Raw genomic sequence first — 16,534 nt, 5'->3', positions numbered from 1 at the left:
ACCCCGTCGTTGCTGTCACCCGCCGCACATCGCGGCGGCCGGTCGCTCTACCAGCGGCCTTGCCGGCCGATCGACCCTCATTCGATCACCTGTTCGAAAGAACTGATGTTCGATTTCTACCACGGCGCACCGACAAAGTCAGCAGAAACGCCGGACATGCGTCGAACAGATGTTTGATACATCGCGCCGACCGGACTAGATTCAGAGAACGACATCGACTCCGGTACGGCGCGGTCGAGCCGGGCACCGACACGAAAGGGCGGCAACGGTGAGCCAGACAGACGGCACGGGCGACGGGGGCGGTCTCGGCACCGAAACGGCCGGGACCGGAACGGATCTCACCGTGCGTCAGCGGAAGGTGCTGGAGGTGATCCGCACCTCGGTGAGCGAGCGCGGCTACCCGCCGAGCATCCGCGAGATCGGTGATGCGGTCGGGCTCACCTCGACGTCCTCGGTGGCGCATCAGCTACGCACCCTGGAACGCAAGGGCTATTTGCGCCGAGACCCGAACCGGCCGCGCGCGGTAGATGTGCGCGGCTTGGACGAGGCCGTTCGCGCGGTCACCAGCCTGACCGCGGTCGGCGGGGGCACCGGCGCCGATATCGCTTCCGCAGACCCGGACCGCCCCACCCCGACCTTCGTTCCCGTACTCGGCCGGATCGCCGCCGGTGGACCGATTCTGGCCGAGCAGGCCGTCGAAGACGTCTTCCCACTCCCCAAGGAGCTGGTCGGCGATGGTTCACTGTTCTTGCTGAAGGTCGTCGGCGAATCAATGGTCGACGCAGCCATCTGCGACGGCGACTGGGTCGTGGTCCGCCAGCAGAACGTCGCCGACAACGGCGATATCGTCGCCGCGATGATCGAGGGCGAGGCGACGGTCAAGACATTCAAACGGTCGGGCAAGGATGTCTGGCTGATGCCGCACAACCCGCACTTCGAACCGATCCCCGGTAACGACGCCCAAATTCTCGGCAAGGTCGTCACGGTCATCCGCAAGATCTGAGAACCATGTTGTGTTTCCCGGCGGTCGCGTGATGTCGGATGCGGCCGCCAGGGATTCGCAAGGCCCCTCGACGGAGCTGGTCTGGTACGCCAGCTACGGCTCCAATATGAATCCGCAGCGTCTGGGTTGCTATCTGCACGGCGGTGCACCCGACGGTGGCGTCATGACCCTGCCCGGCTGCCGCGACATCACACCGCCACGAAAGTCGGTGCCGCTACTGCTGCCCGGCCTGCTGTACTTCGCCACCGAGTCCGCCGTCTGGACCGGTGGACGCGCCTTCTACGACCCGGACATCGCCGACCACACCGCAGCACATGCCTACCTGCTCACCGCGGCCCAGTTCAGCGATATCGCCGCACAGGAGATGTATCGCGAACCAGGCACGGATCTGGACATCTCCACCGCACTCGGCACCGGGCGCGCCCGCTTCGGTCCGGGACGGTACGAAACTCTCGTCTATGCCGGGACCCGCGACGGCTATCCGATCCTCACATTCACCGCTCCCTGGGGATGCCGCGACGTCCCGGGCAACCCACCGGCGGCTGCCTACCTGCAGCACCTGGCCCGCGGGTTGATCGCCTCCCACGGATGGACCGTCCAGCGCACCGCCACCTACCTCGCCACCCGCCCCGGCGCAGACCTCACGTGGACCACCGGATCCGTAGTCGCATTGTTGCCCGAAGACACAGCGGCAGCCCGCACCGCAACCGAGGGCACTGACGGGCCGTACCCGTGATGAGTGCCGAACCGAGCCCGAGCATCTGTTGTACAGGAACCCGATACACGGCCCGCGACTGAACACGTCGAACGCCCACCACATCGATCGCATTGCCGACACGGCCCGACCCGCACGGTCCGGCTGCCGCCGCACTCACACTCCTCGGGCTGGCTCCCCCAACGCAGTCGAGATCGCCTGTGCACCCACCCGAATCGCCTCGATATAGCCGGCCCGTTCGACCCGACCGACCGCAGGGCGCAAGGGCCCGATCTGCACCTCGTACGGTGCTGTCGCACCGTCGAATACCGGCGCGGACAGGTAGCTGACCGGCAAAGACTCCTCCGAGACGATATCGGCGTCGGTGTAGGGCCGCGCCGTCAACCGCGACAACTGCCGCAAGACCCTCGACCGTAGTTGCGGCTGCAGCACCTCGGCGCCCACCGCCCCGAGGAGATCGGCGAGCACGTCGACCAGACCGGCATCGTCGGCATCGGGCCGAAACACCGCATAGCCATTGCCCGCAACGAACCGCAGCAACGCCGGTGCGGCACGGCGGCCTGGTCCGGATGCCGTCGCCAGCCACGCGCGCCGCTCGGCATCGGTGCGCCACGGCATGACCGCGGCGCCGGCCGGATACGCCAGCGGAAGCGATTGCCCGATATGCAGCCCCGGCACCACCCGGGCATCCGCGTACTGCTTGGCCACCACGGTGAGCCGGTCACTCTCGATGCGACTGAGCGTGGCACCACAGCCCGCGGCCGACGCCAACGCGGCCAGTTCGGCCTGCACGGCCGCACCGGAGGCGCCGGGCGGAGCGGGCGACAACCTCGCCAACGCGGGACCCGGTCGATACCGCAGGCCCTCGTCGCGGCGTACCCATCCCGCGACGGTGAGTTCGGCCAGTACCGCACTGACGGTGGCACGCGCCAGCGACAGCGAGGCCGCGATGTCCGATGCACTCAGCCCGCGATCGGATTCGGTGAGCAGCTCGACTACCGCGATGACGCGTCGCGTCGGCGGCGACCCCGCTGAAGACATCGTCACCCCTTGTCGCCCGGCACCGAGCGCCCTACACTGCATCGACTATTCGCCGAATGATAGTCGAGTATTCGACACCTAGGAGGATGCGGCGATGATTCTGGATCGATTCCGGCTCGACGGCCGGGTAGCGGTCGTCACCGGCGCCGGACGAGGCCTCGGGGCGGCGATCGCGGTCGGATTCGCGGAGGCCGGCGCCGACGTGGTGATCGCGGCGCGCACCGAATCCGAGCTGCGCGAAGTCGCCGAACGAATCGAGGCGACCGGGCGGCGCGCACACGTGGTCGTCGCCGATCTCGCCGATCTCGACGCCTCCGCCGCGCTGGCGGATGCGGCCGTCGACCAGTTCGGCCGCCTGGACACCGTGGTGAACAACGTGGGCGGTGCGATGCCGAAACCGCTGCTGGACACCAGCGCCGAGGATCTGGCCAAGGCGTTCACCTTCAATGTCGGCACCGCACACACCCTGGTGCGCGCCGCCGTACCGAAGATCCTCGACACCGCAGGGACCGGCTCGATCATCAATGTGACCTCGACGATGGGCAGGCTGCCCGGCCGCGCGTTCGCCGCCTACGCCACGGCGAAAGCAGCGCTCGCGCACTACACCCGTAACGCCGCACTCGATCTGTGCCCGCGCATCCGCGTGAACGCGATCGCGCCCGGATCGATTCTCACCTCGGCTCTCGAAGTCGTCGCGGGCAACGACGAGATGCGTACGAAGCTCGAACAGGCCACCCCGATGCGCCGGTTGGGCGATCCGGCCGATATCGCCTCGGCCGCGCTGTTTCTCGCCTCCCCCGCAGGTGATTTCCTGACCGGCAAGGTGTTAGAGGTCGACGGCGGCCTCATCGCACCGAATCTCGACATTCCCCTTCCCGATCTGTGAGGTGACGACGATGGTCTATCGCGTAGTGCACTGGGGCACCGGCAATGTCGGGCGGCACGCGCTCGCCGGAGTGCTCGACGATCCACGGCTCGAACTTGTCGGAGTGCGAGTCTCCGGACCGGACAAGGACGGCCGCGACGCCGGTGAGCTGGTCGGCGCGGAGCCGACCGGCATCTCGGCGACCACCGATACCGAGCGGATCCTGGCGTTGAAGCCGGACTGTGTGGTCTACACGGCCATGACCGACAACCGGCTGATGGAGGCCCTGGAGGATCTGCGGGTGCTGCTGGCCGCGGGGATCAATGTGGTGGCGAGCGCACCGGTGTTCCTGCAGTACCCGTGGGACGTCATCCCGGACGAGCTGCTCGTTCCGCTGGAAAAGGCTGCCGCCACAGGCAATTCGTCGTTGTTCGTCAACGGGATCGACCCCGGTTTCGCCAATGATCTGCTGCCGCTGGCCCTGTTGGGAACCTGTCGGCGGGTCGATCAGGTGCGGTGTATGGAGATCGTCGACTATTCGACCTACGACAATCCGGCCGTCATGTTCGACATCATGGGCTTCGGTAAGCCGATGGACGAGACTCCGCTACTGCTGCAACCTGGCGTGCTGTCGCTGGCCTGGGGCAGCGTTGTCCGTCAACTGGCCGCGGGCCTCGATCTGGAACTCGATGCTGTCACCCAGACCTACGAGCGGGTGCCGGCTCCGGAAACCTTCGCGATCGACTCCGGCACCATCGAGAAGGGCACCGCGGCCGGTCTGCGCTTCGAGGTCCGCGGCATGGTCGGCGAGCGTGTGGTCACCGTGCTCGAACACATCACCCGGCTGCGTGCCGATATCGCCCCCGACTGGCCGCAACCGGCGCGCGAGGGCGGGTCCTACCGAGTGGAAGTCACCGGCGAACCGCATTACACCCTCGACCTGGCCATGTTCAGCGACAACGGCGACCACAACCACGCCAGCCTCGTCGGTACGGCGATGCGCCTGGTCAACGCCATTCCCGCAGTCGTCGCCGCCCCGGCGGGCATCCGCACGACACTCGATCTGCCGCTGGTCACCGGAGCAGGCCTTGCCGCACGGGGCAGGCACATCAGCTGATACTTTTCCGTCTTCGTCGACGACGACACCGCCGATCGGGACGACAACTGTGATCGCACGCGGCCGACGACGCCCGCACATGACGGTCACCGTCGGCCGGAGCCGGACAGGTGGTGATCAGGCCAGTTTCAAACCGCGGCCGATGATCTCTTTCATGATCTCGGTGGTGCCGCCGTAGATCGTCTGGATGCGAGCATCCATGTACGCCTTGGCGATCGGGTATTCCTTCATATAGCCGTAGCCGCCGTGGAGCTGCAGGCAGCGGTTGATGAGGTCGAGCTGCTCCTCGGTGCTCCACCACTTGGCCATGGCGGCATCCTCGACCGACAGCTTGTCCGCGTTCAGGTCCTCGATGAACCGATCGACCATGATGCGCACGGCGGTGGTCTTGGTGGCCAGTTCGGCCAGCACGAAGCGGGTGTTCTGCAGGGCTCCGATCGGCTTGCCGAAGGCCTTGCGGTCACGCACGTACTGGACCGTCATGTCCAGGCAGCCCTCCATGGCGGCGGCGGCCATCACGGCGATCGACATGCGCTCCTGCGGGAGGTTCTGCATCAGGTGGATGAAGCCCATCCCCTCGGTGCCGAGAAGGTTGGCCGCGGGCACCCGCACATCGCTGAAGCTGAGCTCGGCGGTGTCCTGCGCCTTGAGGCCGATCTTGTCGAGGTTGCGTCCGCGTTCGAAACCGGCCATACCGCGCTCGACGACCAGCAGGCTGAAGCCCATCGCGCCCTTCTCGGGGTCGGTCTGCGCGACCACGATGATGATATCTGCGTTGATGCCGTTGGTGATGAAGGTCTTGGAGCCGTTGAGCACCCAGTCGTCGCCGTCGCGCACGGCGCGGGTCTTGATGCCCTGCAGATCCGATCCGGTGCCCGGCTCGGTCATGGCGATCGCGGTGATGATCTCGCCGGAACAGAATCCGGGCAGCCACCGCTGCTTCTGCTCCTCGTTCGCCAACTCCAGCAGATACGGCGCGACGACGTCGTTGTGCAGCGAGAAGCCGAGCCCGGAGTACTGCCCACGCACGGTCTCTTCGGTGATCACCGCGTTGTAGCGGAAATCCTTGACCCCGCCGCCGCCGTACTCCTCCGGTACCGCCATGCCGAGGAAGCCTTGCTTACCCGCCTCGACCCACGCGGACCGATCGACAATGCCCTGCTCTTCCCATTTCGCATGGTTCGGCGCGACGTGAGTGTCGAGAAACTTGCGGAACGACTCCCGGAACAGGTCGTGCTCGGGTTCGAACAGTGTGCGCTCCACACCAACCTCCTAGTGACCACACGAACCGGCCCGCACCGGTTCGTCGTTGTCACCCACCGTACCCGGGATGAGAATCGCTGTTCACTTCACTCCCCGAATTCGCCGTCTCACCTGCTCGAGTGGCGACGCCGACCATGATCAGAGGAGATTCACGACAAACGAAACCGCCGTAGCCTGTCGATGGCACCGGAGGTGAACGCGGCCAGATCGCCGCGCACCCGGCCGGTCAGGGTTCGACCGGAATCGCGGTCACGTTCGGCGAACAGGAACCGCAGCTCCTCCTCCAGGCTCTTGCGCACCACCGCACGCAACTCGACGGCGGCGGCACCGAGGTCAGGGGCGTCGCGCCAGGGCGCCGGATCGATCGGCGCTCCCGCGGCGAAGTAGAACCGTTCCGGCCGTGGCAGCGGAGTCGGACCAAGGCCGCGCACCAGCGGCGGGGTGAGTTCGCGGTGGAGACCGAGCGCTTCGACCGCCCACCGCAGTGGACGCAGCACCGGATGATCACCGTCGACGACGATGTCGTAGGCATCGTCCACTCCGATCATCGCCACCGGCACGATGGGCGCCCCGGCCTCGATCGCCATCCGGGCGAATCCGGTACGACCTTCCCATTTGAGGTGGTACTTCTCGTTCTTACGGCGCACGGCCTCCCGCCCGCCCCCAGGAAAGACCATCACCGCTTCACCGCGTGCGAGCAGAGCCAGGCAGTTGCGCCGGGTCCCGCGCACCGAACCGTAGTGGTGCAGCAGATGACGCACCCCCGGCACGGCGATGAGCACATTCTCCGCCAGCCCGCGGATGAGCCGGCCGCGTCGATGCAGTACCTCCGGCAGCAGCAGCGGCGCATCGATTCCGCCGAGCAGATTGTGGTTGCCCACCAAGAGAACCGGGCCCTCGGCGGGGATGTTCTCCAGCCCGTAGAACCGCGGACTCGTCCACGCGCGCAACGGAGCGAGCAAGGTCTCGATGATGCGCAGGTCGGTACCGCTCAGCGAGACCGACAGCGGCGCACCGTCGCTGAGCACGGCGGCCTCGGGCAGAGCGCCGGCCGGCCGATCACCGGAATCGGCCGAGCCGGAACGGTCGTGCGACATGAACCCTCCTGATGTCGATTCGATGACGATAACGCAACGAAATCGACTGTGTCGCATCGGATATGCCGTCAGCGCTGACCTGCGCCGATATTCACCCGCCGGACACCAGGTGGATTACGGTGCGGGCCGATCGTCGGCGACGGTGCCCGCGTGCGCATACTCCGACAGCGCCGCCGCAAGGGCATGCGGGACCCGCGCATGCACCCTGGTACCCGCTTCCTCGTGGCTGGAGCTGTCGATCCGGCCATCGGCGTGGATGCGGGCGAGCAGGTCACCGCGGGTGTAGGGCAGCAGCACACTGATCTCGACGTCGAGTCCGCCGAGCACCTCGGCCAGGCGATCACGCAGGGTGTCGATCCCGGTCCCCTTGTGCGCGGAGACGAACTCCGCGCCGGGTAGCAGCGCGCGCAGGCGCGTCAGCTCGACCGGATCGATGGCGTCGATCTTGTTGACGACCAACAGTTCCGGCGGCGCCGGGGCACCCGATTCGCGGATCACGTCGGTGACGACCTCGCGCACGGCCTTGATCTGCTCGGCGGGCAGCGCGTCGGAACCGTCCACCACATGCAGCAGCAGGTCGGCGCCGGTGACCTCCTCCAAGGTGGAGCGGAAGGCTTCGACGAGCTGAGTGGGCAGATGCCGGACGAAACCAACGGTGTCGGTGAACACGACCTCGCGGCCGTCATCGAGTTCGGCGCGGCGGGTGGTCGGGTCCAGGGTGGCGAACAGCGCGTCCTGGACCAGCACACCGGACCCGGTGAGCGCATTCATCAGGCTGGACTTGCCCGCGTTGGTGTAGCCGATGATCGCGACCGACGGGATACCGCTCGAGCTGCGCCGCGAGCGCATGGTGTCGCGCGCGGTCTTCATCTCGCGGATCTCCCGGCGCAGCTTGGCCATCCGCTCACGGATACGACGACGGTCGGTTTCGATCTTGGTCTCACCGGGACCACGCAGACCAACACCGCCGTTGCTGCCCGCCCGGCCACCGGCCTGACGTGACATCGACTCACCCCAGCCGCGCAGCCTGGGCAGCATGTACTCCATCTGCGCCAGCGCGACCTGCGCCTTGCCCTCGCGGGAGGTGGCGTGCTGGGCGAAGATGTCCAGGATCAGGGCGGTCCGGTCGATCACCTTGACCTTGACCACCTTCTCCAGCGCGGTGAGCTGCGCGGGGGTCAGTTCACCGTCGCAAATCACGGTGTCCGCGCCACTGCCGAGTACCACCGAGCGCAGCTCCTCGGCCTTACCGGAACCGATGTAGGTGGCAGGGTCGGGTCGGTCGCGGCGCTGGATCAGGGCTTCGAGCACCTCCGAACCGGCGGTCTCGGCGAGCGCGGCGAGCTCGGCCATGCTGGCATCGGCGCGTGCGGCGCTGCCCTCGGTCCACACACCGACGAGCACGACACGCTCCAGTCGCAGCTGCCGGTACTCGACTTCGGTGATGTCGGTGAGCTCGGTGGACAGCCCCGCCACACGGCGCAGGGCGCTGCGTTCCTCGAGCTGGAGTTCACCGGCGGTCGGCTCGGGCGCCCAGCCGCCACCGCGGCGGGCCGACTCGGCGTCGGAACCGACGTCGGTGCCGTCGAACTCGGTGCCGTCCTCGTCGTCGGCGCCGTCGAACAGATCAATACCGTTGGTCATATCGAAAGACTCTGAATTCCTCATACACCATCCATGCTGCCACGAAATCCCAGGACAGCGCATGTGGTTATCCGGCGGGCCGGTCCCTTCACGGCTGCTGCCACCATTCGGCGGCGATCCGGCCGGTCGCCACCAGCACCGAAGGTCCGCGCAGCCACGCCACGCCGCCTTCCAGTCCGACCGATACTTCACCACCCGGCACCCGCACGGTCACCTCACCGGTGTCGTGCGCGATCCGGAAGCCGCCCGCGGCCAGGGCGGCCGCGGCCGCGGCCACCGTGCCCGTCCCGCACGACCGGGTCTCGCCGACGCCACGTTCGTAGACCCGCATATCGACCGCACCCGAGGAGTCGAGCGCGGTGACGATCTCGATGTTCACACCCTGGGGAAAAACATCCGGGTCATAGCCCGGCGCCACCGTCAGGTCGAGCTTGCCGAGCGTGTCGGCCGTGAGTTCCGGGTCGACGCAGGCCAGGTGCGGGTTGCCGACGTCGATGCCGATCCCCGAATACGCCCATCCGGCCACCGTGGCGGTCGATTCGCCCAGTTCACGGACCTCGCCCATGGTGACGGTGACCTCGCCCCGCACCGGACCGGCCGCATGCACGGTCACCGGGCGGGCGCCTGCCCGGCTACCGACGACGAACGTCCGGCTCGATTCCAGGCCGGATGCCGCGAGATAGTGCGCGAATACGCGCACGCCGTTGCCGCACATCTCGGCGATCGATCCGTCGGCGTTGCGGTAGTCCATGAACCAGTCGTCGGTTCCGACGCCCTCGGGCAGTTCGGGCAGCACTCCCCTGTCCCGCAACGCACCGGCACGAGCGACCCGAAGAACCCCATCGGCGCCGAGGCCACGTTGCCGATCGCAGAGCGCGGCGATCCGCGCGGTGGTCAGATCGAGGCTTACCTCGGGGTCGGGCAGCACCACGAAATCGTTCTGGGTGCCGTGGCCCTTGGTGAACTCGATGCTGTCGGTATCTGGCACGTGCAGGCTGCCTCTCGTCATCGCGAGTGTCGGGGGAACATCGTGGTCATCTGGCAAACGTCCGGCGTTGCCGGGAAATTTCGTACAGCGCGACCGCACCGGCCGAGGGGGCACCGAGCGAGCTCGCGGTCCCGCCCATCGGGATATCGACGATGTCGTCGCAGGCCTGCGCCCAGCCCGCACTCATCCCGGTGGTCTCGTTGCCGACGACCAGGATCGTGGCCTCGGTGAAATCATGGTCGAACACCGCGTGCGAGCCACCTTCATCCGTGCCGACGATGCGGGTCGGAATGCCTCGCTCGACCTGCCGATCCCGGAACCCGACGATCTGGGCCGGCCCCGCTGCCCGCAGCACCGGTAGCGCGAACAGTGAACCGGTGGAGGCACGCACGGCCTGCGGGTCGTACTGATCGGCACCATGCCCGGTGACGATCACCGCGTCCGCGCCGAAGGCGTCCGCCGAACGGATCAGTGTGCCGAGGTTGCCTGGCGAGTTCGGACGGTCGAACACCACGACCACCGGCGCGTCACCGGGATCACCTGGTTCGAAGGTGTCGAGCTCGATGGTGCGCGACTCGGCGACCGCGACGACCTCCGGTGCCGCGCCGGACTTCTCCCCCAGTTCGGCCATCAATTCCGGCACCAGCCCGACCTGCGGTACATCGCTGGTCTCGAGCAGCTCACGCGCCCAGTGCGACAGCTCCGGCGTGCCGAGCCGGTACAGCAGCGTCTCGAGCGGCCAGTCGTTGGCGATGGCCTGGGTGATCGGGCGCACGCCCTGCACCAGAAACCGGCCATCACGATGACGCTTGGTGCGGTTGGTCAGGTAGGCCTGCCATACCTGCACGGAGGCGTTGCGGGTGCTGATCCGTCGGGTCACTGCGGGGTCCGCTCCTCGAGGTCGGTGCCGATGCCTGGCTCGGCGGTGGCGAGCAGCGTGGCGACTGTAGCCGCCAGCGCCGGATCGGCGCCGTCCACCCAGCGCACTCGTCGATCGCGGCGGAACCAGGAGCGCTGCCGCCGAACATAGCGTCGAGTGCCGATGAAGGTGCGTTCCTTCGCATGGGCGAGGTCGTATTCACCGTCCAGACAGGCCAGAACCTGGGCGTAGCCGATGGCCCGGCGGGCGGTTTGGCCGTCGCGAAGACCTCGATCGATGAGTCCGCGCACCTCCTCGACCAAGCCGGTGTCGAACATCAGATCCGTGCGGCGAGCGATGCGATCGTCGAGTTCGGTGGTGTCGCGGTCGACACCGATGATGGCGGTGCCCCAGCGGGGGCGGCCGATGACCGGCGCGGAGGCCGCGAACGGCCGCCCGGTGAGTTCGACGACCTCGAGCGCGCGCACCATCCGCCTGCCATCGGTCGGCAGGATGGTGGCGGCGGCGGCCGGGTCGGCGGCACACAGGGCCTCATGCACCGCGACCACCCCGCGCTCGGCCAGCAACGTCTCCCAGCGGGCCCGGACCGCAGGATCGGTGGCGGGGAAATCCCACTGATCCAGCAGCGCCTGGACATACATCATCGAGCCGCCGACGATGACCGGGGTGCGGCCGCGGGCCATGATCGCCTCGACATCGGTGGCCGCGGCGACCTGATAGGCGGCCACCGTGGCGGTCTCGGTCACCTCCAGCACGTCGAGCTGATGGTGCGGGATTCCCCGCCGCTGCTCCCGTGCCAGCTTGGCCGTGCCGATATCCATGCCGCGATACAGCTGCATCGCGTCGATATTGACGATTTCGCCGTCGAGGCGTTCGGCCAGATCCAGCGCGAGATCGGATTTGCCGGTGGCGGTCGGGCCGACCACCGCGATCGGAGTAGGCGCCGTCGTCACCGCTGCCCCGCTCCGGTGTCCGGCCGCCACACGCTCACCTGATAACCGACACCGAAGGGCGCGTCCTGGTAACGGGTGTCGATGGCGGGGTCCGCCGCATCGGCGCCGAACACCCCGGCCAGCACCTGGTAGGCGGCCCGGCCCAGGATGCCGACCTCGGCGCATTCGATCGGGTCCAACGCGAGCAGGCCGGCCCGGTCGCCCGCGCCGAGTGCGTTCTCCAGCGCGGCCTGCCTGCTCGCGGCGCGGGGATCGAAATAGCCGGGCGCGGATGTGGACAGGGTCGTCGCGCCGTCGGCGACGACGAGCACGCCGTGCGGTCGCGGGTCGGCGTCCAGTTCCGCGCGCAGTTTTGCGCCCAGCTCCGCACATCGATCGACCGGGCTGTCGGCGGCCACGATTCGGGCGTCCGCGACCGCATCCGGTGCGGCCTGCTCACGCAGCCACGCCGCGATCAGTACCGGTAGGGGTAGCTCCGGGTCCGCGTCGGTCGTTTCGATCGGTCCGATACCGGTGAGCGCGACGACGCGGTCCACTCCGAAACCTCGGAACGTGCCGACTGTCCCCGGCCCCATGACCTGGTCGAAGGCACCCACCCCAACGACTGTCCAACGCGAAGTCACCGCCGCCAGATCACCGATGGCGGCCAGCGTCGCCGCGCGCAGTTCGGCGGCCGCCGCACCCACGCCGAGACCACCGCAGAGCTCGGGAACCAGGACCGGCGGCGAGGGAACCAGGGCCGCAAGACAGAACACGCCGTCAACGGTAGTCGCCCACCAGAACCGCCCAGCGGCCTGCCAGTCCCGGTGCGCTGCCATGGGTTCGAGTGTCTCTGCCGGAAATCGGCCCGCAATTGCTAGTGTTCGAGGTACTCCAACCCAGGTCATCGCGGGTCGGGGTCCGTGGTGCCACACCGCGGTGCAAGGTCGATCGATGTGGTTTCCAGGGCTCGGACCGGGTTCAATGGGATGAGCTAGGGCGTAATCAGGCAGCCGTGACGCGCGGCAGGGACGAGGAGCAATGACCGACAGCAACGGAACCGCGAAACCCGGCCCCGGCACGACCCCGCGACCGTCCGGAATGCCGAAACCCGGCGGCTCCCCCCACCCCAAACCACATGCGGTCAAACCGCCGCCCGGCGCGTCGACCGAGCATCCGCATCCGGTCATCGTCCCCACGGTCACCGACCCGAGCAAATGGGGCCGCGTCGATGAGGACGGCACCGCCTGGGTCAAGACCGCCGACGGTGAGCGCGAGGTCGGCTCCTGGCAGGCCGGTGACGCCGCCGAGGGCCTGGCCCACTTCGGCCGCCGATTCGACGACCTGGCCACCGAGGTCGCGCTACTGGAAGCCCGGCTGGCCGCGGGCGCTGATGCCCGTAAAACCAAGGCCGCGGCGCTGACCATCGCCGAATCGCTGCCCACCGCCGCCGTCATCGGTGACATCGAAGGCCTGGCCCAGCGACTGCAGGCCATCGCCGAGCACTCGGAGGAAGCTGCCGCGCACGCCAAGGAGGAGAAGGAGCGCGCCAGGCACGAGCACACCGAACGCAAGGAAGCGCTCGCGGCCGAAGCCGAGCGCATCGCCGCCGAATCCACCCAGTGGAAGGCCGCCGGCGATCGGCTGCGCGAGATTCTCGACGAGTGGAAGTCCATCCGCGGGGTGGACCGCAAGGTCGACGACGCCTTGTGGAAGCGGTACTCGAAGGCGCGCGAGGCGTTCAATCGCCGTCGCGGCGCCCACTTCGCCGAGCTCGATCGCGAACGCGCCGCCGCCAAGACCCGCAAGGAAGATCTGTGTGCGCGGGCCGAAGAGCTGTCCGGCTCCACCGATTGGGCGGGCACCGCCGCGGTGTTCCGAGATCTGCTCACTGAATGGAAAGCCGCAGGCCGTGCACCGCGCGAAGCAGACGAGGCGCTGTGGCGACGTTTCAAGAGCGCCCAGGACGTCTTCTTCGCCGCCCGCAATGCCGCCGCCTCCGAACGGGACGCGGAATTCGAGCAGAACGCCGCCGCCAAGGAGGAACTGCTAGCCGCCTACGCCCACATCGACCCCGCGCACGGTCTCGACGGCGCCCGCGCGGCGCTGCGCGACCTGCAGGACAAGTGGGACGCCATCGGCAAGGTGCCACGCGAGCGAATGCAGGAGCTGGAAGGCAAGCTGCGCACCATCGAGAAGCGGGTCCGCGAGGCCGCCGACGCGCAGTGGCGCCGCACCGACCCCGAGGCCATGGCGCGGGCCGCGCAGTTCAGGGAGCGGGTCGCCCAGTTCGAAGAGCAGGCCGCCAAGGCCACCGCGGCCGGCAAGACCCGCGATGCGGAGAAGGCGCTCGAGCAGGCCAAGCAGTGGCGGGAGTGGGCCGAAGCGGCCGAGGGTGCGGTCAGCAACCGCTGACCGGCCAGCAACGAACAAGGCGCACCCGGCGAAGAGCCGGGTGCGCCTTGTTGTCGGGAGATGTCTTGCCGCCGCGAACCGGCCGGACCTGACTCACCGGCGCCCCCACTACGGCTTTCGGCCGGACTGCGGTCGGCACCGAAGGGCTCAGGAGTCGCTGTCGCCCTGCAGCCTGCGCCGATCGCGTTCCTCCTCGGCGGCGGCCGCGATACGCCGCTGTTCTTCGGCCGCCAGCTGCAACGCGGTGCGGCTCCAGACCACGCGGACCCAGTGGAAGGTCAGCACGACGGCGGCGATGGTGCCGATGACCAGGCCGATACCGGGTCCGGCACCGACATAGTTGTTCAGGCCGGGGGTCTGACGGTGCCAGATCGAGAACACGCCGAATGCGCTGGCGATCGCGGAACCGGCCACCGCGATCCAGGCCAGCACCCAACGCCGGGTCATCAGCGCCAGCAGCGAGAAGCCGATGCCGAACACTACGACGAACCATACGAAGATCCGCGACGGCAGACCGATGTGCTCGGTTGTCGCGACCTCCGACCCCAGCAGCACATCGAACCCGCGCGCGGCGCCCGCATGGGAGAGCACCAGCGATACCAGCAGCGCGAACACCGCGACGGCTACGACCATCGCCCGCACGCCCGGGTCGATCTCGCCGGCGATCCGGCGCTCGACGGCGTCGAGATCGTCGCGGAACTGTTCGAAATCGTCGGTCTTCTCCACCGAGCTCACGGAGTCCTCGTTTCCTTCGGCTGTGTCATCGGGTTCGGGTGCGGGGTCCGGACCGGTCGCGCCGTCATCCGGGACGTCGTTCGGATCGGTATCGCGCGCGCTCATGTCCCGCATCCGGTGGCGCAGCCCGCGGCGGCCACCGGTTCCGGTGCGGGGGCGCCGATGCGCGGCAAGCCAAGGCCGACGCCGATGGGTTCGGTCTTGGGCGTGGTCCCGCGTTCGTGAGCGTCACCGGCGCGGGTGCGTCGATGAGTGCGCAGCGGTGCATCGGCGATCAGGTGGTGGGGCGCCGCGCCGGTGATATCGACGGTGACGATATCGCCGGGCCGAATCGCTTCCGCGGATTCGGGCCGGAAGTGCACCAGCCGTCCGTCGCGGGCTCGGCCGCTCATGCGTGCGGTCGCGGCGTTCTTCTTTCCCGCGCCGTCGGCGACCAGCAGTTCCACCTCGGTACCGATCAGCGCACGGTTGGCGTCGAGGGAGATCTCCTCCTGCAACGCGATCAGCCGGTCGTAGCGGTCCTGCACGACCTGCTTGGGCAGCTGGTCTGGCATATCCGCGGCGGGTGTGCCGGGACGCTTGGAGTACTGGAAGGTGAATGCGCTGGTGAACCGCGCCTGCCGGACCACTTCGAGGGTCTGCTCGAAATCTTCCTCGGTTTCACCGGGGAAGCCGACGATGATGTCGGTGGTGATCGCCGCATGCGGCATCGCTGTGCGGACCTTCTCGATGATGCCGAGGAAGCGGGTCTGCCGGTAGGAGCGGCGCATCGCCTTGAGCACCCGGTCCGAACCGGATTGCAGCGGCATGTGCAGCTGCGGGCAGACGTTGGGGGTCTGCGCCATGGCCTCGATGACATCGTCGGTGAATTCGGCGGGATGCGGTGAGGTGAACCGCACCCGCTCCAGGCCATCGATGCTGCCACAGGCACGAAGGAGTTTGGCAAACGCGCCGCGGTCGCGCGGCTGCTCCGGGTCGGCGAACGACGCACCGTAGGAGTTGACGTTCTGTCCGAGCAGGGTCACTTCCAGCACGCCCTGGTCGACCAGTGCCTGTACCTCGGCGAGCACGTCACCGGGACGGCGGTCGACCTCTTTACCGCGCAGCGCGGGCACGATGCAGAAGGTGCAGGTGTTGTTGCAGCCGACCGAGATCGACACCCAGCCGGCATAGGCCGATTCCCGCTTGGCGGGCAGCGTCGAGGGGAAAGCTTCCAGGGACTCCAGGATTTCCACCTGGGCCTCGTCGTTGTGCCGGGCCCGTTCCAACAGCACAGGCAGTGAGCCGATGTTGTGGGTGCCGAACACCACGTCGACCCACGGAGCTTTGCGCACCACGGTGTCGCGATCCTTCTGCGCCAGACAGCCGCCGACCGCGATCTGCATCCCCGGGCGCTCGGCCTTGATCGGCGCGAGATGGCCGAGGGTGCCGTAGAGCTTGTTGTCGGCGTTCTCGCGCACCGCGCAGGTGTTGAACACCACCAGGTCGGCCGTCTGCCCCGACGACGCCCGCACATAACCCGCATCCTCGAGCAGTCCGGACAAGCGCTCGGAATCGTGCACGTTCATCTGGCAGCCGAAGGTGCGGACCTCATAACTGCGTGCGCCCGACTCCGCCGGGACCAGGGCCGGATGCGCTACTGCCTGTCCGATCGAATCCACCCGTCCAGGGTACGGGCTGCCCTGTGCCGGGTTCGCGGCGCATCGACCCCGCCCCGGCCATCGTGCCGCAGGTCACCGGCGGGGTGTCGGGTGTTCATCGGCAAACCGGTCGGTGTGTTCGGCCGGTGCGCTCGATCCGAACTTCCCCGAGCTGGACGCCAGGTTACGGCGACATGTC

Annotated in this window: 15 protein-coding genes; 5 read left to right on the top strand and 10 right to left on the bottom strand. The window is 68.1% G+C overall.

All coding sequences use genetic code 11. The features are described from left to right. Nucleotides 1-268: 268 nt before the first annotated feature. Together lexA and GV792_RS07515 are read left to right on the top strand one after the other, a co-directional pair. Nucleotides 269-1,003, top strand: coding sequence for a transcriptional repressor LexA (lexA, locus tag GV792_RS07520; protein WP_175582953.1), 735 nt, complete (start codon nt 269-271; stop codon nt 1,001-1,003). A 31-nt stretch (nt 1,004-1,034) separates the two neighbouring features. Then, complete coding sequence (locus GV792_RS07515) at nt 1,035-1,739, top strand: histone deacetylase (protein ID WP_163823007.1); 705 nt, start codon at nt 1,035-1,037, stop codon at nt 1,737-1,739. 135 nt (nt 1,740-1,874) lie between these two features. Here the strand turns inward: GV792_RS07515 and GV792_RS07510 are convergent, their stop codons facing one another. Continuing rightward, a complete protein-coding gene (locus tag GV792_RS07510) occupies nt 1,875-2,759 on the bottom strand; it encodes a helix-turn-helix domain-containing protein (protein ID WP_163823004.1) in 885 nt (294 codons plus the stop codon). A 94-nt stretch (nt 2,760-2,853) separates the two neighbouring features. Here GV792_RS07510 and GV792_RS07505 point away from each other — a divergent pair, with 94 nt between their 5' ends. After that, nucleotides 2,854-3,645 (top strand): SDR family oxidoreductase, encoded by a 792-nt coding sequence (locus GV792_RS07505; RefSeq protein ID WP_163823002.1) that lies wholly within the window; start codon nt 2,854-2,856, stop codon nt 3,643-3,645. A gap of 10 nt (nt 3,646-3,655) precedes the next feature. Next, nucleotides 3,656-4,741 (top strand): NAD(P)H-dependent amine dehydrogenase family protein, encoded by a 1,086-nt coding sequence (locus GV792_RS07500; protein WP_163823000.1) that lies wholly within the window; start codon nt 3,656-3,658, stop codon nt 4,739-4,741. Nucleotides 4,742-4,858: 117 nt separating this feature from the next. Here GV792_RS07500 and GV792_RS07495 read toward each other — a convergent pair whose 3' ends face one another. From GV792_RS07495 to GV792_RS29155, 7 genes are all read right to left on the bottom strand, one after another. After that, nucleotides 4,859-6,004, bottom strand: coding sequence for an acyl-CoA dehydrogenase family protein (locus GV792_RS07495; protein WP_163822997.1), 1,146 nt, complete (start codon nt 6,002-6,004; stop codon nt 4,859-4,861). 149 nt (nt 6,005-6,153) lie between these two features. Then, nucleotides 6,154-7,101 (bottom strand): lysophospholipid acyltransferase family protein, encoded by a 948-nt coding sequence (locus GV792_RS07490; RefSeq protein WP_256667996.1) that lies wholly within the window; start codon nt 7,099-7,101, stop codon nt 6,154-6,156. A 114-nt stretch (nt 7,102-7,215) separates the two neighbouring features. Beyond that, a complete protein-coding gene (gene hflX, locus GV792_RS07485) occupies nt 7,216-8,745 on the bottom strand; it encodes a GTPase HflX (RefSeq protein ID WP_163822995.1) in 1,530 nt (509 codons plus the stop codon). 88 nt (nt 8,746-8,833) lie between these two features. After that, nucleotides 8,834-9,754, bottom strand: coding sequence for a diaminopimelate epimerase (gene dapF, locus GV792_RS07480; RefSeq protein WP_175584053.1), 921 nt, complete (start codon nt 9,752-9,754; stop codon nt 8,834-8,836). A 25-nt stretch (nt 9,755-9,779) separates the two neighbouring features. Further along, complete coding sequence (locus GV792_RS07475; protein WP_163822994.1) at nt 9,780-10,613, bottom strand: TrmH family RNA methyltransferase; 834 nt, start codon at nt 10,611-10,613, stop codon at nt 9,780-9,782. After that, complete coding sequence (miaA, locus tag GV792_RS07470; protein ID WP_163822992.1) at nt 10,610-11,566, bottom strand: tRNA (adenosine(37)-N6)-dimethylallyltransferase MiaA; 957 nt, start codon at nt 11,564-11,566, stop codon at nt 10,610-10,612. Before miaA ends, GV792_RS07475 begins: the two co-directional genes overlap by 4 nt. After that, nucleotides 11,563-12,384: a hypothetical protein gene (locus GV792_RS29155; protein WP_256673777.1), complete on the bottom strand. Its 822-nt coding sequence runs from the start codon at nt 12,382-12,384 to the stop codon at nt 11,563-11,565. Before GV792_RS29155 ends, miaA begins: the two co-directional genes overlap by 4 nt. A 202-nt stretch (nt 12,385-12,586) precedes the next feature. Between GV792_RS29155 and GV792_RS07460 the strand changes: the two genes are divergently transcribed. Continuing rightward, a complete protein-coding gene (locus GV792_RS07460) occupies nt 12,587-13,960 on the top strand; it encodes a DUF349 domain-containing protein (protein WP_163822991.1) in 1,374 nt (457 codons plus the stop codon). A gap of 147 nt (nt 13,961-14,107) precedes the next feature. Here the strand turns inward: GV792_RS07460 and GV792_RS07455 are convergent, their stop codons facing one another. After that, on the bottom strand, nt 14,108-14,809 hold the full coding sequence (locus GV792_RS07455) for an Rv2732c family membrane protein (RefSeq protein WP_375154291.1): 702 nt from the start codon (nt 14,807-14,809) through the stop codon (nt 14,108-14,110). Beyond that, nucleotides 14,797-16,356, bottom strand: coding sequence for a tRNA (N6-isopentenyl adenosine(37)-C2)-methylthiotransferase MiaB (miaB, locus tag GV792_RS07450; protein WP_175582952.1), 1,560 nt, complete (start codon nt 16,354-16,356; stop codon nt 14,797-14,799). Before miaB ends, GV792_RS07455 begins: the two co-directional genes overlap by 13 nt. Nucleotides 16,357-16,534: the final 178 nt, after the last annotated feature.

It is taken from the genome of Nocardia cyriacigeorgica, from assembly GCF_010868145.1.
Taxonomy (GTDB): Bacteria; Actinomycetota; Actinomycetes; order Mycobacteriales; family Mycobacteriaceae; genus Nocardia; species Nocardia cyriacigeorgica_D.
The sequence above is the reverse complement of the archived record's forward strand: the minus strand, read 5'-3'. Positions and strand labels throughout refer to the sequence as shown.

Bases quoted from the DNA above. Each gene is read 5' to 3' on its own strand.
- GV792_RS07515 (WP_163823007.1), top strand. From the start codon at position 1,035: ATGTCGGATGCGGCCGCCAGGGATTCGCAAGGCCCCTCGACGGAGCTG.
- GV792_RS07510 (WP_163823004.1), bottom strand. From the start codon at position 2,759: ATGTCTTCAGCGGGGTCGCCGCCGACGCGACGCGTCATCGCGGTAGTC.
- GV792_RS07505 (WP_163823002.1), top strand. From the start codon at position 2,854: ATGATTCTGGATCGATTCCGGCTCGACGGCCGGGTAGCGGTCGTCACC.
- GV792_RS07500 (WP_163823000.1), top strand. From the start codon at position 3,656: ATGGTCTATCGCGTAGTGCACTGGGGCACCGGCAATGTCGGGCGGCAC.
- GV792_RS07490 (WP_256667996.1), bottom strand. From the start codon at position 7,101: ATGTCGCACGACCGTTCCGGCTCGGCCGATTCCGGTGATCGGCCGGCC.
- hflX (WP_163822995.1), bottom strand. From the start codon at position 8,745: ATGACCAACGGTATTGATCTGTTCGACGGCGCCGACGACGAGGACGGC.
- dapF (WP_175584053.1), bottom strand. From the start codon at position 9,754: ATGACGAGAGGCAGCCTGCACGTGCCAGATACCGACAGCATCGAGTTC.
- GV792_RS29155 (WP_256673777.1), bottom strand. From the start codon at position 12,384: ATGGCAGCGCACCGGGACTGGCAGGCCGCTGGGCGGTTCTGGTGGGCG.
- GV792_RS07460 (WP_163822991.1), top strand. From the start codon at position 12,587: ATGACCGACAGCAACGGAACCGCGAAACCCGGCCCCGGCACGACCCCG.
- GV792_RS07455 (WP_375154291.1), bottom strand. From the start codon at position 14,809: ATGCGGGACATGAGCGCGCGCGATACCGATCCGAACGACGTCCCGGAT.